We start from the raw sequence: 13,623 nt of genomic DNA, 5'->3' as shown, positions 1-13,623 counted from the left end.
GCCCTGACTAAGCGCTTGCTCAGCATTCAGCCGACGGCGGTGCCGTGTCAATGCCGACGGGACGTCACAATGAGCGCCATGAGGTTGATCCACACCGTCGCCGGCGTGCTGCTCCTGCTGCTCACCATCGGCAGCATCCTGCGCACGCTCGTCGTCCCGCGCGGCCTGTACAGCTCCCTGGTGCACGGTCTCTGGCGCGCCCTGCGCACCGCGCTGCGACTCGCCGCCGCGCCGTTCGGCACCTACCGCGCGCAGGACCGGGCCCAGACCTGGCTGGCCCCGCTGATGCTGACCGGCATGCTCGCCGTCTGGCTCGGCGGAATGCTGATCTCCTACACGCTGATACTGCACGGCACCTCGGGGCTGGACTGGTCGGTGTCCTTCCGCGAGGCCGGCTCCAGCCTCTTCACCCTCGGCTTCGCCAGCGGCGACCGGCTCCACCTCTCCGTGATCGACTTCATCGCCGCCTCCAGCGGCCCGCTGGTGATCGCCCTGCAGATCGCGTACCTGCCCACCCTCTACGCCGCCTACAACCGGCGCGAACTGGAGGTGACCCTGCTCCAGTCCCGGGCCGGCGAGCCCGCCTGGGGCCCGGAACTGCTCGCCCGGCAGTCCCTGGTGGACACCGAGACCGCCCTCCCCCAGCTCTACCGGGACTGGGAGCGCCTCGCCGCCGACCTCGGCGAGAGCCACTCCAACTACCCGGTGCTGATCTCCTTCCGCTCCCCGCAGCCCAACCGCAGCTGGGTGGTCGGGCTGATCACCGTCATGGACGCCGCCGCCGTCCACCTGGCGATCAGCCCGCGCAGCGCACCGCCGGAGGCCCGGCTGGTGCTCCGGGCCGGGTTCACCGCGCTGCGCGACATCGGGCGCTCGATGCGGGTCGACTTCGACCCGGATCCGGCCCCGGACACCGCGATCCGCCTCAGCTACACCGAGTTCGACGCCGCCGTGGCCCTCATCACCGCGGCCGGCTTCCCCCACGAACGGCCCGCCCACGAGGCGTGGCCGCACTTCCAGGGGTGGCGGGTGAACTACGAGCCGCTGGCCTACGAGCTGGCCCGCCGCAGCGACGCCGTCCCGGCACTGTGGAGCGGCCCGCGCGACTTCCGGGCCCCGGTCATCCCCCCGGCCCGCCCCGCCGACCGCCGACCGCAGGGCGGCAACACGGGCTGACCCGCGGGCTGACCCGCGGGCTGATCCGCGGGCTGATCTGCGGGCGCGCCGAGGTGCCGAGGCACCTCCCCGTTCGCCGGTCGTCGGGCGAGGAGGGGCGTCGGGGGTGGGCGCCGAGGGCACTTTGCAAAGTCCTGGCGCACTTTGCAAAGTGCGCCAGGACTTTGCAAAGTGCCCTCGGGCAGCCTCCGCCCCTCAGCGGGGCACCGCCCTACTTCGGCTTCCGCTGGGTGAACCGCAGCATGTTCCCGGCCGGGTCGCGGAAGGCGCAGTCCCGCACGCCGTACGGCTGGTCGATCGGCTCCTGGAGCACCTCGCCGCCCGCCGCGCGGATCCGCTCGAAGGTCGCGTCGCAGTCCTCGGTGGCGAAGATGACCGCCCGCAGCAGCCCCTTGGCCAGCAGCTCAGCCATGGCCTGCCGGTCGGCCTCCGAGGCGTTCGGGTCCGCCAGCGGCGGTTCGAGCACGATGTCCACCTCGGGCTGCGAGGGCGCGCCGACCGTCACCCAGCGCATGTTCTCGAACCCGACGTCGTTGCGCACCTCCAGGCCGAGGATGTCGCGGTAGAAGGCGAGCGCCTTGTCGTGGTCGTCGACGGCGATGAAGCACTGTGAAAGCTTGATGTCCATGCGCCTCACGCTACGGGCGGGGCGGACGACGCGCTTCTCCGTTCCTGACCGGTCGGGTGTAGAGCTTCGCGTAGCAGGCCGGGATCGCGGCGCCGTCCTCGTGGTCCCGGGCCCGGTAGGCGCTGGGGCTCTCCCCGACCAGCTCGGTGAAGCGCGAACTGAACGACCCCAGCGAGGTGCAGCCCACCGCGAAGCACACCTCCGTCACCGAGAGGTCCCCACGCCGCAGCAGCGCCTTGGCCCGCTCGATCCGCCGGGTCATGAGATAGCTGTACGGGGTCTCCCCGAAGGCGGCCCGGAAGCTGCGCGAGAAGTGGCCCGGCGACATCAGCGCCACCCGCGCCAGCGCCGGCACGTCCAGCGGCAGCGCGTAGTCGCGGTCCATCGCGTCACGGGCCCGGCGCAGCCGGACGAGGTCCTCCAGGATCACCCCTCCACCCTCGCACAGGGCGGCGACAACCGCTCCGACCAGGTCGTTTATGCTCTGCGCCATGTCCTCCACGCACAGCCCCGCCCACCATGACGCCGCCGCCGGTCACACCTGCGCCTGCTGCGCCGAACAGCACGACGGGCCGCCGCTCTCCTACGGCTCCCCGGCCCCGACGGGCTGGAAGCCGCGTTACGCCCGGCGCCGGGACAGCGAGCTCACCCCCGACCAGTGCGTGATCAAGGGCCGGGAGTTCTACGTCCACGGTCTGATCGAGATACCGGTGCGGGACACCGGCGAGACCTTCTCGTGGGGCGTCTGGGTGTCGCTAAGCGAACCGAACTTCGCCCGGGCCCACGACCTGTGGGAGGACCTGGCCCGGGAGCAGGAGCCCCCGTACTTCGGCTGGCTGGTCACCGAGCTGCCGGTCTACCCCCGGTCCACGCTGCTGCTCAAGACGCATGTGCTCACCCGGGCCGTCGGCCTGCGCCCGCTGATCGAGCTGGAGCCGACCGACCACCCGCTGGCGGTGGAACAGCGGGAGGGCATCACGGCGGAGCGGGTGCGCGCGTTCGCGGACCAGCTGCTGGGCGGCTGAGCGGCCGGGGCCGAGCCGCCGAGGGGCTGAGGGGCCGGGGGCAGCTCCTCGGCCCCGGCCCCCAGTCGTCTCAGACCTCGACAGTGGCGCCCGCCGTGAGCGAACGCTCCGCGGCGGCGAGGATCTCCACGGTGCGCAGGCCGAACGCGGCCGAGCAGGGGTGGGCCTCGCCGGTGCGAGCGGCGGTCGCGAGCGCGTCCAGCGCGCGGTGGAAGGCCGCGTGCGGGCCCTCCCCGCGCTCCGGCAGCCGGACGGTGCCGGCCTCGCCGCGCAGCTCCATCGCGGTGCCGCCACCGGCGACCGGCGCGGTCAGGCTCAGCGTGAGGGTGCTGGAGGCACCGCCGACGTGGCGCAGCACCAGGTGCACGGTGTCCAGCGGGCCGGGCACGGCGGTGACGGCGGTCGCGTCGCCGAGCACGGGCAGCAGCACCGAGAGGGCGTGCGGGCCGACGTCCCAGAGCGCGCCCTTGTCCTTGCGCCACTGCGAGGCCGCGTACGCGCTGGTGGAGTCGGGGACGAAGACCGAGCCGAGCCAGTCCGAGCGGCCGGTGAACCAGCCGCCGACGGCGGCCTGCTCCTCGATCCACGGCAGCTGCTCGCCACCGAAGCGGACGGTGAAGAACACCACGGAGGCCACCCGGTGCGCCTCGGCCGCCTCGACCACCCGGCGGGCGTCGGGGACGGTGAGCGCGACGGGCTTGTCGAGCAGCAGGTGGCAGCCGGCCTCGGCGGCGCGCACCGCGAGGTCCGCCTGCACGGTCGGCGGGAGGGCGATCGAGACGGCGTCGACCTCGGCGAGCAGCCGGTCGAGCTCGGTGTGGCCGGGGACGCCGTACTTCTCGCCGAGCGCGGCGGCCGCCTCGGGGCGACGGCCCCAGACGCCCGCGAACTCGACGCCGGGGTGCTCCGCGAGGGCGGGCGCGTGCACCCGCTCCGCCCAGGTGCCGGTGCCCAGGAGTCCGATCCGCATGGTGCTCCTACTTCTCTCTTCGCGTGCTGGTGGGGTGTCGGTCGTGCGGTCCCGCGGCCGTGCGGTTCACGGCTCTGCGGTCCACGGGCCTGCGGTTCCGTGCGGGCACGGACGCCGCTGCCCGGAGCAGAAGCTCCGGGCAGCGGCTCGTACGGCTCGTACGGCTCACACAGCGCGTACGGCTCGGCGACGGGCGCCGGCGAGCGGGCGAGCGCGCGAGGCCGTCAGTCGGCGGCGGGCGCGGAAACCGTCGGCGCCGCGTCCACGGTCTTCGCCGCGTCCTCGGCCTCGAGGGCGTGCGCGGCCTTGGCGGCCCGGCGCTTCATGAACCAGGCCGAGAACGCGCCGACGGCGACGGCGAGGAGCAGACCGATCCAGGAGAACTTCGACAGCCACTGCTCGGCGACCTTGCCGACCTGGTAGACCAGCCACGTCGTACCGCCGGCCCAGACCACGCCGCCGAGCACGTTGGCGATCAGGAACTTCCAGTACGGCATCTTCAGGGCGCCCGCCAGCGGGCCGGCGAAGATGCGCAGCAGGGCGATGAAGCGGCCGAAGAAGACGGCCCACATGCCCCACTTCTGGAAGGAGCGCTCGGCGCTGGCCAGGTGGCTGGGGCCGAAGTGCTTGGGGAACTTGCGGCCGAGCTTCTCGAACAGCGGCTTGCCGCCCTTGCGGCCGATCGAGTAGCCGATCGAGTCGCCGATGATCGCGCCGGCGATCGCGCAGACCGCCACCCAGACCGGGCTGACCACGCCGCGCGCGGACAGCAGGGCGGCGGAGACCAGGGCGATCTCCCCGGGGAGCGGGATGCCCAGCGACTCCAGTCCGATGATCAGCGCAACGAGGGCGTACACCGCGCCCGGTGGTACGCCTTCGATCCAGGCGTCGATGTGCAGCAAGGCCAGTACCTCCGTGGCAGGACGAGACCCGCGGCAGGCCCGCCCAGGTCCCGATCAGGTCCCCGCGGCTCGCGCGCCGGTCTCGACAGTCGTCCGAATGGCGGCGCCAGGCCGCTCCCCGAGAGGGCAGCCTAACGTGCCGGGCGGCCCGTCCCCTCGGCCGATCACCCCTGCGTACGACGTGCGGGGCGGCCCGGCGGTTCCGTGCCCGGGGCGATCCGCGGAACCGGGTCTCCGCCGGGGCGTACGCCGGAGCGACCGGCGGCCGCGCGGGCGGGCGAAGCCCGGACCCCGCTTGACGTGCTCGCGCACGCCACCGAATCGGATTGGTCACGGTTCGCCGAACGCCGTCCGAACCGGCTTCCCTCGCCCCCTTCCGGGTCTAACCTCCTTTTCCAACAAGGCAGTTGATATCACTGGGGGACGCCGTGATGATCCGTGCCCGCAACATCCGCAAGCGCGCCGCCCTCACCGCCACGTCCGCCGCACTGGCCCTGGCCCTCGTCTCCGGGTGCGGCGGCGACGGCGGGAGCCCGGTCGCCGACACCCTCGACACCGCCTCGGCCGGACCGTCGGTGTCCGACACCGCGCCGGCCGTCCCGACGACCGACCCGACCACCCGGGCCCCGGCGCCGACCCCGACCCGTCCTCCGGCCCCCTCCCCGACCGGGCCGGCCGAACCCGTACCGACCACGACGGCCGCCCCGAGCCCGGTCCGCCCCAGCAGCAGACCCCCGGCCGCACCGAGCACCACCCGGCCCGCCGCCACACCCACCGCCCGGCCGAGCACCCCCGCGGCCACCAGGCCCGCCACCACCGCCCCGCCCGCCGGGGGCGCGTCCTCGCTCTGGGGCGGCCAGTACCGGGGCACCGCCCGGGTCACGGTCCAGCTGTACGACTACTGCTCGCTCGACGGCGCCCGGCGGCCCGCCGGCTCACAGACGTACTCGATGGCCACCACGCTCTCCGTCGAGCGCCCCCGGGAGGCCGGCGGCCAGCGCGAGAGCAACCCCTTCGCGCTGGTTATCTCCGTCGGCCCGCCCGGGCAGACCGGGGCGGTGGGCCTGGGCACGTCCGTCGCCGTCGCGACCGGCTCGGGACAGCTCCTGCTGACCTACTGGAAGCTGTCCTGGGACAGCGGCACGCTGCGCGGCCAGCTCACCGACAACCACGTGCGCGAGGCCGCCGCCCTCAACCTGATCAACTGGGCCACCCTGCTCGTGCCGTGCCGGCCCGAGCTCGGCACCCTCCCGGGCGGCATGCCGCACTCGGTGGCCGTCGGCGCGAGCCTCTCCGGCAAGCTGACCGCCACCAGCACCTCGCTGACCGCCAAGGGCGCCTCCGACGACGGCCTGGTCGAGTTCACCTTCGAGTTCAGCGGGAGCCGCTGAGTGGACGCGGCCGGGCTGGCCGCCTGGGGGACGCGGGTCGCGGTGATCGCGGCCCCGGACGAGCGGGACCTCGCCCCGTCGATCACCCTCGCCTACGCGGCCGGGGGCAGGGCCCGCCGGGACCTCTACCGCCGGGCCGGTCACACCCCGGGCGGCATCGGCGGCGGGCTGGTCACCGTCCTGCCGCAGCTGCTCGACGCGCTGGCCTACGCGGCGCGCGAGGTCGGGGACGTGCTGGGCAGCGCGCAGTTCGGGAACCTGGTCTCGGCGACGGCCCTGCTGGTCAGCCTGCGGCGGCGGTCCGACCGGTCCGACACCGGCGCCCCTCCCGGCCCCGATCCCGGCGCCCATCCCGGCTCCGGCGGCGGGGCCGGGGAGCCGACCGAAACGGCCCTGCACGCCGCCGCCCGGCTCGGCGCCCGGCTCCGGTCCCGGGGCGTGCCGCCGCCGGACGCCGACCGCCTGGCCTGCGAGCTGCTGGCCGGACTCCTCAACAGTCCCGACCGGCGCGACGCGGCGGCCTTCCTCGACCGGCTGGTCGCCGCCGAACCCCCGGAGCCCGCAGTCCGTCCCCGCCGTCGGCCGTTCGGCCGACGGCGCCGGACCCGGGCCACCGACCCGCCTCCCGCCCCGGAGCCCGGAGCAGACGACCGCTCCGGCAGCGTCGGGACCGAGGACCGCGAGGACACCCCGTGAGACGTCCGCCCGGGCCGCCGCCCTGGCTGTGGCTGCTGGCCGGCCTCTACCTGTCCCAGGTACCGGCGACCGTCACCTGGTGGACCGCCCAGGCCAAGGACCTCCTCGGCCTGGGCGCCTACCCCGAACAGGTCACCACCACCGGCGGCTTCCGCGCGCTGCTGGCACTGTCCGTGGCCCAGCTCGCCCCCACCGCGTTCCTGCTCGCCGGGATCCTCGCCCTGCCGCTGCCCCGGCTGCGGTGCCGGTTCACCGAGTGGCGCCACGACCTGCGACGGCCCCTTCCCGGGGAGCCCTTCGCCGAGATCCAGCGGTTCCTCGCCGACCGGGCGCCCGGCGTCGAACTGCGCGTCAGCCCGACCCGCTCCGACCTGACCGCCCGCGTCTACCCCGCCGGACCGCGCGCCACCCGGATCGCCGTGTTCGTCCCGCTGACCGTGCTCTGGCGCCGCGACCGGGCGGCCGCCGAGACCCTGCTGCTCCACGAACTCGGCCACCACCGCAACGGGGAGCAGCACGTCGCCGGGCTCGGCAGCCCGTTCGTGGCCCTGCTGCGGAGCTGGCCCTACGTCTTCGCCCTGTGCGGGCTGCTGCCGGCGGGCCTGCTGCTCGTGTCGGGAGAACCGTCCGCGCACCTGATGTTCGCCCAGGTCGTGCTGGTGCTGCTGCGGGTGCCGGAGGTACTGCTGCTGCCGGTCGGCGCGCTGTGGAGCGCCGAGCTCGCGGCCGACCGGCACGCCGCCGCCGCACGGGGCGGGGCAGCACAGGGCGGCGCGGAACTGCTGCGCGTGCTGGCTGCGGTGGAGGAGGCCGACACCGGCCGGCTGGCCGCGCTTCACCACCCGCCCGCGCGGCTCCGCCGCTGGTTCGCTCGCCGGGCCGGGAGCCCGTCGGCGCAGCTGCTGCTGGTGGCGCTGCTGCCCCTGGCGCTCCTCGCCGACCTGCTGCTGACCGTCGCCGGCGCGACGGTCGCGTACCGGCTGCTGGACGTGCCCTGGGAGCGGGCCGCCGGGCGGGCGCTGTCGCTGGCGGACCACCAGGTCACCGCCGGTCCCGAGTGGTGGGCCGTGCTGGCCGTCCTCGCCGTGTGGCCGCTGCTGGCACCGGTCTGGCCCCGGCTCTGGGCACCGGACGGCCGTCCCGGCGGCAGGCTGTCGCCCGGACCCTACGCGACCGCCGCCCTGGTACCGGCGCTGGTCCTGGCCGTGGCCCTGGCGCCGTGGGGCAGCACGGCCGATCCGGTCGCGACGAAGGCCCCGGCCCCGGCTCCCCCGGCCGACCCGGTCGGGACGGCGGCCCCGCCTCCCGCCACCGACCCGGCGGGCCAGCCGACCGGCACCGCCATGGCCACCGCCACCGCCACCGCCTGCCCGACGCCGTCCCCGCCCGCGGCACCGGCCAGGCCGACCGGTCTGCCCGCGCCCGACACCGCGGCCGGGGAGCTGCCCGCCACCGACCCGGCCGCCGTCCCGCTCGGCACCTTCCGCACCGCCCGGGTGGTGTCCGCCGAACCCCTGCTCGGCACGCCCCGGCAGCTCGTGGACGACGTCGCCGACCGGCTCTCCGGTGCCCGGTGGACCCTGGCCGCCGACGGCACCCTCACCGACGACACCGGCGAACCGCCCCTGCGGCGCACCGGTGGTCTGCACGGCGAGAAGCACACCACCACCGAGGTGAGCGCGACGGCCGTCTGGACCGACGCCGACCTCCGCCCGGCCCCCGACGCCGACGGCCTGCGGCTGGTCCTGGTCCGGGCGGCCACCGGCGTCAATCACGCGGTGATCGCCTGCCGGGCCTTCGACGCCACCACGACCACCGCCGGCGTCTTCGTCCTGGAGCTCAGCCCGACGCCCTGAACCGCGTTTCCCCGCGCCGCGCCGCCCTGCCCCGCCCCGCGCCGCCCTGCCCCGACGCCCGGGCGGCGGCCGCCGTCTGCCGGAAGTACCTCCAGGACCACCTCGCCGGGCAGGTGCGGGCGAACGAGAACGCCCGGAAGCAGCGGACCTACCGGAGGATCAGGAACGGTGCGGAGCAGGCCGACCAGTACCTGAAGGGCTTGCGCGCGTCGCGGCGGCGGAACTACGCGCCGCTGTCCCCGGTGTCCCGCGCCGGGCCGTCGGCGAAGTCCAGGACGGTGACCGTCGGACGGTGGGTGGACAGCGGGGGGACGGTGAGGGCCAACGGGAGCAGGGCGGCGGCGAGGCCGCTGCCGCCGGTGGGGCGGACGTCGCGGACGGCGGTGACGGCCGGGCTCGCGGTGCGGAGCTTGTCGCGCTCGCGGGCGTCCATCCCCCACGGCATCGGGGGCGCCTGGTAGCCGGGGGTGCGCATCTTCCCCTCCCGGGTGAGGCGGGCGAACCAGCGCGGGACGGCGTCCAGGACGAGCGAGCCGCCGGGGAAGCGTTCCGCGCAGCCGGCGACGAGGTCGCGGACCTGGGGCGGGGCGAGGTACATCAGCAGGCCCTGGGCGGTGATCAGGACGGCGCGGTCCTGGTCCACCGCCTCGGCCCAGGTGGCGAGGTCGGTGGCGTCGGCGGCCAGGCAGCGCTGTCGCGGCCCGGGGGGCAGGAGGCGTTCGCGCAGCTCCACGGCCTCGGGGAGGTCGACGGAGAGCCACTGCGCGCGGCCGTTGTCGACCCGCCAGTACTGGGTCTCCAGGCCCTCCCCCAGGCAGACGACCGTACCCCGCGGTTCGCGGGCCAGGAAGTCGGCCACCTCGCGGTCGAAACAGCCGACCCGCAGGGCCTGGAGGCGGGACTGCCATCCGCTGGTGCCGAAGCGCTCCGCGAACGGGAAGTCGATCCGGTCGACGAGGGCGACGGCCTCGGGGTCGTGCAGCAGCGCGTCCGGCCGACGGGCCTCGACGGCCCGCTGCCAGAGGGTCCACAGTGCCGTCTCGGGCACCGCCGCCAGGTCCGGACGCTCCGCGCCGCTCATCTCTCGCTCGCTCCCTCGGGTGGTGGGGCCGGCCCCCGACGACCGTGCCCCCTACAACCCGCCGATTCTGACACTGCGGCTGATTCTGACACCGCGGGGGCGTGAAGCCGGGGTGCGTCCGCCCGGCGCGCCGGGCCGCGCTTCCGCGCGCCGGTCAGCCGACACTGAACGCGCCGTCCGGCGGGGGCGGGGAGTCGGTGGCGGTGGCGTCGGTGACCGGGGCGGTGCGGCCGGCGAAGGCCGCGAGGTCGGCGCCGTCGGTCAGCCGGGCCGGGAAGATGTCCCCGGCCAGCCGCCGGACGAGGTCCGCGACGGGCAGTGGTCCGGCCGAGCCGACCAGCAGGATGTTCCCGTAGCGGCGACCGCGCAGCACCGGGGGCTCGGCGATCAGGCAGGTCTGCGGGAAGACCGCGCGCAGGGTCGCCGTCTGGGCGCGGGCGAAGGCGAGCGGGGCGCCGTCGGCGAGGTTGGCCGCGTAGAGGCCGCCGGGCCGCAGTACGGCGGCGGCCAGGCGCAGGAACTCCACCGAGGTGAGGTGGCGGGGGGTGCGCGAGCCGTGGAACACGTCCGCGACGACGAGGTCCAGGCTGCCGGGCGCGGTCCGCGCCAGGGCGGCCAGGGCCTCGCGGGCGTCGCCGACCTCGGCGGTGATGTCGACGCCGGGCCCCTGCCACGGGAGGTGCTGTTCGACCAGGTCGAGCAGCGGACCGTCCACCTCCACCACGCGCTGGCGCGAGCCGGGGCGGGTGGAGGCGAGGTAGCGGGGCAGGGTCAGGGCGCCGCCGCCGAGGTGGAGGGCGTCCACCGGGCGTCCGGGGCCGCCCGGCCCGTCGCCACGCCCACCACCGGGCTCGTCGCCCGACCTGTCCTCAGCCCCGTTCCCGGCCCCGTCCTCGGCCCCGTCCTCGGCTCCGTTCCCGGCCCCGTCGAGCGCGTCGACGAGGTGGCCGAGGCGCCGGGTGTACTCGAACTCCAGGTGGGTCGGGTCGCCGAGGTCGACGTAGGACTGCGGGGTGTCGTCCAGGGTCAGCAGCCAGCCGCCGTCGTGGTCGACGTCGGGGAGCAGCTTCGCCCGCCCGAGGTCGGTCTCGCGCAGTACGGGCAGTCGTTCGTCGGCCGGGGAGTCCTCGGACGGTGCGGCGGTCGGGTCGGGCATCTCGGGCATGTCCGCAGCATAGGCGGCGGGCCCGAGTCGCCGTCACGCCCGAGGCTACCGGCCGGTATCGTCAGGGGGTCCGGGCGCCGAGGTCCCGGCGTCCCGCGATTCCGACCGGAGTCCGACCAGAGATTGGGTGCGAGTGGCCATGGAGTTCCGCGAAGACATCCTGGGTGCCCCCTACGAGGCGGCCGAGCTGCCGCTGCGCCCGGACGAGGAGGGCGAGGTCACGGCGACGCTGGTCCGCCGACTGGTCCCCGGCTCGGACCAGGCCGTCCTCTACATCCACGGCTACAACGACTACTGGTTCCAGACCCACCTCGCCGACCACTACGTGGCCGCCGGCTTCTCCTTCTACGCGATCGACCTGCGCAAGTACGGCCGCTCGCTGCGCGCGCACCACTCGCCGAACTTCGTCCGCGACCTCACCGCCTACGACGAGGAGCTGGACCAGGCGGTGCGGATCATCCGCGAGCAGGACGGCCACGGCCGGCTGCTGGTCAACGGGCACTCCACCGGCGGCCTGATCGCCGCGCTGTGGGCGGGCCGCCGGGCCGGGCGCGGCCTGGTCGACGGGCTCTTCCTCAACAGCCCGTTCCTGACCATGCCGGCCTCCCCCGCCGTGCGCACCCTCGGCGCCCCGGCCCTGGAGGCGATCGCCCGCCTCTCGCCCACCCGGGTCCTGCCGTCCGCGCTCAACCCGCACTACGTGCACAGCCTGCACCGGGACTTCCGCGGCGAGTGGGACTTCGACCTGAAGCTCAAGCCGGCCGAGGGCGTGCCGCTGTTCGCCGGCTGGCTGGCCGCGATCCAGCGCGGCCACCGCGAGGTGCGGCGCGGGCTCGGCATCGACGTGCCGGTGCTGCTGATGGCCTCCACCGCCTCGATCGCCACCACCCGCTGGCACGCCGCGCTGCACCACGCGGACGCCGTCCTGCGCGCCGACGACATCGCGGCCGCCGGGCCGCACCTGGGCCGCCATGTGACGATCGTCCGGATCAAGGGCGGGATGCACGACCTGGTGCTGTCCGGCGAGACCGCCCGCACCCAGGTGTTCACCGAGCTCGACCGCTGGCTGGGCGCGTACTTCCCGCTCGCCGTGCACTGACACGACGCACCGGACCGAAGATCCGTTCGGGCCGGACCGAAGATCCGTTTCGGGGGGGGTCGGGGGTGCGCCGCCCCCGGCCCCCCGATCGCTCCCCGTGCGCCTGCTGTGCGCCCGCGAGTCCGTGCAAGGCTACCCGGGCCATTGTCACTTACCTTGCCGAGCAGGCAAGTTGAGGAGCCAGCATGCCGCATGGACACGGCCCGCAGGACGACCGCCCGTCCGGACACAGCGATCCCTCCCTGTACCGCACGCCCGCCGAGGCGATCGCCGCTCCACCGGAGAAGCTCGCCTACGTCGCCGGGTTCGACCGGTCGGCGCAGCGACCGGACGCGCTGATCACCGTCGACACCGACCCGGCGTCGCCGAGCTACGGGCGCGTGCTCAACTTCACCGAGATGCCCGACGTGGGCGACGAACTGCACCACTTCGGCTGGAACGCCTGCTCCAGCGCCCTCGCGCACGCCTGCCACGAGAACCCCGAGCGGCGCTACCTGCTGCTGCCGGGGCTGCGGTCGTCCCGGCTGCACGTCCTGGACACCCGGCCCGACCCGGTCCGGCCCAGACTGGTGAAGACGGTGGCGGCGGAGGAGCTGGCCGCGAGAGCCGGCTACTCGCGCCCCCACACCCTGCACTGCGGGCCGGACGGCGTCTTCCTGTCCTGCCTCGGCGCGGCCGCGGGCGGCGACGGACCCGGCGGGGTCGCCGTGCTCGACCACACCACCTTCGACGTGCTGCGCCCCTGGGAGACGGAGCGCGGCTCGCAGAACTTCTCCTACGACGTGTGGTGGCACCTGGGCAGCAACGTGGGCGTCACCAGCGAGTGGGGCACCCCGTGGATGGTCGAGGACGGGGTCGTGCCGGAGCTGCTGCTCGGCCGCAAGTACGGGCACGCGCTGCACTTCTGGGAGCTGGACACCGGGCGGCACCTGCAGCGGATCGACCTCGGCGACCAGTACCAGATGGTGCTGGAGCTGCGCCCGGCCCACGACCCGCAGGCCGAATGGGGCTTCGCCGGGGTGGTCACCAATGTCGAGGACCTCTCGGCCTCGGTCTGGCTCTGGTACCGGCAGGGCGAGGCGTTCACCGCGCGCAAGGTGATCGAGATACCGGCCGAACCGGCGAAGGCCGAGGACCTGCCGCCGGTGCTCCAGCCCTTCGGCGCCGTGCCGCCGCTGGTGACCGACATCAACCTGTCGGTGGACGACCGCTGGCTGTACGTCTCGGCCTGGGGCACCGGGGAGTTGCTCCAGTACGACGTGTCGGACCCGTTCCACCCGCTGCTCACGGCCTCGGTGCGGCTGGGCGGGGTGACGGCCAGGACCCCCCACCCGGCCGAGCCCGGGCGCCCGCTGAGCGGCGCGCCGCAGATGGTCGAGATCAGCCGGGACGGGCGGCGGGTCTACCTCACCAACTCGCTCTACGGCGCGTGGGACGACCAGTTCTACCCGGACGGCATCGAGCCGTGGATCGTCAAGCTGGACGCCGACCCGGAGACCGGCGGGCTGACCGTGGACCCCCGCTTCTTCCCGCACGGCGCGGAGTTCCGGGGGCTGCGGGTGCACCAGACGCACCTGGCGGGCGGCGACGCCTCCTCGGACTCCTACTGCTACCGGTAGCGGCGGCGACGACGG

Annotated in this window: 13 protein-coding genes; 7 read left to right on the top strand and 6 right to left on the bottom strand. The window is 75.0% G+C overall.

The features are described from left to right. The first annotated feature begins 78 nt into the window (after positions 1-78). Entirely contained in the window at positions 79-1,176 is a 1,098-nt protein-coding gene (locus BLU95_RS34820) for a hypothetical protein (RefSeq protein ID WP_159425118.1), read from the top strand. A gap of 211 nt (positions 1,177-1,387) precedes the next feature. Here the strand turns inward: BLU95_RS34820 and BLU95_RS34815 are convergent, their stop codons facing one another. Next, entirely contained in the window at positions 1,388-1,804 is a 417-nt protein-coding gene (locus BLU95_RS34815) for a VOC family protein (protein ID WP_093865354.1), read from the bottom strand. A 10-nt stretch (positions 1,805-1,814) separates the two neighbouring features. Beyond that, a complete protein-coding gene (locus BLU95_RS34810; protein ID WP_093863481.1) occupies positions 1,815-2,234 on the bottom strand; it encodes a helix-turn-helix transcriptional regulator in 420 nt (139 codons plus the stop codon). Positions 2,235-2,295: 61 nt separating this feature from the next. On the opposite strand from BLU95_RS34810, the gene BLU95_RS34805 reads away from it, so the two are divergent. Beyond that, positions 2,296-2,829 (top strand): DUF2199 domain-containing protein, encoded by a 534-nt coding sequence (locus BLU95_RS34805; protein ID WP_093865353.1) that lies wholly within the window; start codon positions 2,296-2,298, stop codon positions 2,827-2,829. Positions 2,830-2,899: 70 nt separating this feature from the next. On the opposite strand, the gene BLU95_RS34800 is transcribed toward BLU95_RS34805, so the two are convergent. Both BLU95_RS34800 and BLU95_RS34795 read right to left on the bottom strand, forming a co-directional pair. Further along, entirely contained in the window at positions 2,900-3,799 is a 900-nt protein-coding gene (locus BLU95_RS34800; protein WP_093863480.1) for a Gfo/Idh/MocA family protein, read from the bottom strand. 224 nt (positions 3,800-4,023) lie between these two features. Beyond that, complete coding sequence (locus BLU95_RS34795; protein ID WP_093865352.1) at positions 4,024-4,698, bottom strand: DedA family protein; 675 nt, start codon at positions 4,696-4,698, stop codon at positions 4,024-4,026. A 434-nt stretch (positions 4,699-5,132) separates the two neighbouring features. Between BLU95_RS34795 and BLU95_RS42635 the strand changes: the two genes are divergently transcribed. The 3 genes from BLU95_RS42635 to BLU95_RS34780 are packed head-to-tail and all read left to right on the top strand — an operon-like array spanning position 5,133 to position 8,644. Further along, a complete protein-coding gene (locus tag BLU95_RS42635) occupies positions 5,133-6,092 on the top strand; it encodes a hypothetical protein (protein ID WP_159425117.1) in 960 nt (319 codons plus the stop codon). Then, on the top strand, positions 6,093-6,788 hold the full coding sequence (locus BLU95_RS34785; RefSeq protein ID WP_093863479.1) for a hypothetical protein: 696 nt from the start codon (positions 6,093-6,095) through the stop codon (positions 6,786-6,788). Next, a complete protein-coding gene (locus BLU95_RS34780) occupies positions 6,785-8,644 on the top strand; it encodes a hypothetical protein (protein ID WP_093863478.1) in 1,860 nt (619 codons plus the stop codon). Before BLU95_RS34785 ends, BLU95_RS34780 begins: the two co-directional genes overlap by 4 nt. Positions 8,645-8,867: 223 nt before the next feature. On the opposite strand, the gene BLU95_RS34775 is transcribed toward BLU95_RS34780, so the two are convergent. Together BLU95_RS34775 and BLU95_RS34770 are read right to left on the bottom strand one after the other, a co-directional pair. Further along, entirely contained in the window at positions 8,868-9,725 is an 858-nt protein-coding gene (locus tag BLU95_RS34775; protein WP_093863477.1) for a class I SAM-dependent methyltransferase, read from the bottom strand. A gap of 154 nt (positions 9,726-9,879) precedes the next feature. Further along, positions 9,880-10,881 carry a spermidine synthase gene (locus BLU95_RS34770; RefSeq protein WP_231978911.1) on the bottom strand — a complete coding sequence of 334 codons (1,002 nt, stop codon included), beginning with the start codon at positions 10,879-10,881 and terminating at the stop codon, positions 9,880-9,882. A 148-nt stretch (positions 10,882-11,029) separates the two neighbouring features. On the opposite strand from BLU95_RS34770, the gene BLU95_RS34760 reads away from it, so the two are divergent. Together BLU95_RS34760 and BLU95_RS34755 are read left to right on the top strand one after the other, a co-directional pair. After that, positions 11,030-11,989: an alpha/beta hydrolase gene (locus BLU95_RS34760; protein ID WP_093863476.1), complete on the top strand. Its 960-nt coding sequence runs from the start codon at positions 11,030-11,032 to the stop codon at positions 11,987-11,989. Positions 11,990-12,174: 185 nt separating this feature from the next. Then, positions 12,175-13,608: a selenium-binding protein SBP56-related protein gene (locus BLU95_RS34755; RefSeq protein WP_093863475.1), complete on the top strand. Its 1,434-nt coding sequence runs from the start codon at positions 12,175-12,177 to the stop codon at positions 13,606-13,608. Positions 13,609-13,623 lie beyond the last annotated feature (15 nt).

Source organism: Streptomyces sp. TLI_053 (assembly GCF_900105395.1).
Lineage (GTDB): Bacteria > Actinomycetota > Actinomycetes > Streptomycetales > Streptomycetaceae > Kitasatospora.
This window is presented reverse-complemented; position numbering and strand designations above follow the sequence as displayed.

Bases quoted from the DNA above. Each gene is read 5' to 3' on its own strand.
- BLU95_RS34755 (WP_093863475.1), top strand. From the start codon at position 12,175: ATGCCGCATGGACACGGCCCGCAGGACGACCGCCCGTCCGGACACAGC.
- BLU95_RS34770 (WP_231978911.1), bottom strand. From the start codon at position 10,881: ATGCCCGACCCGACCGCCGCACCGTCCGAGGACTCCCCGGCCGACGAA.
- BLU95_RS34775 (WP_093863477.1), bottom strand. From the start codon at position 9,725: ATGAGCGGCGCGGAGCGTCCGGACCTGGCGGCGGTGCCCGAGACGGCA.
- BLU95_RS34800 (WP_093863480.1), bottom strand. From the start codon at position 3,799: ATGCGGATCGGACTCCTGGGCACCGGCACCTGGGCGGAGCGGGTGCAC.
- BLU95_RS34820 (WP_159425118.1), top strand. From the start codon at position 79: ATGAGGTTGATCCACACCGTCGCCGGCGTGCTGCTCCTGCTGCTCACC.
- BLU95_RS34805 (WP_093865353.1), top strand. From the start codon at position 2,296: ATGTCCTCCACGCACAGCCCCGCCCACCATGACGCCGCCGCCGGTCAC.
- BLU95_RS42635 (WP_159425117.1), top strand. From the start codon at position 5,133: ATGATCCGTGCCCGCAACATCCGCAAGCGCGCCGCCCTCACCGCCACG.
- BLU95_RS34815 (WP_093865354.1), bottom strand. From the start codon at position 1,804: ATGGACATCAAGCTTTCACAGTGCTTCATCGCCGTCGACGACCACGAC.
- BLU95_RS34760 (WP_093863476.1), top strand. From the start codon at position 11,030: ATGGAGTTCCGCGAAGACATCCTGGGTGCCCCCTACGAGGCGGCCGAG.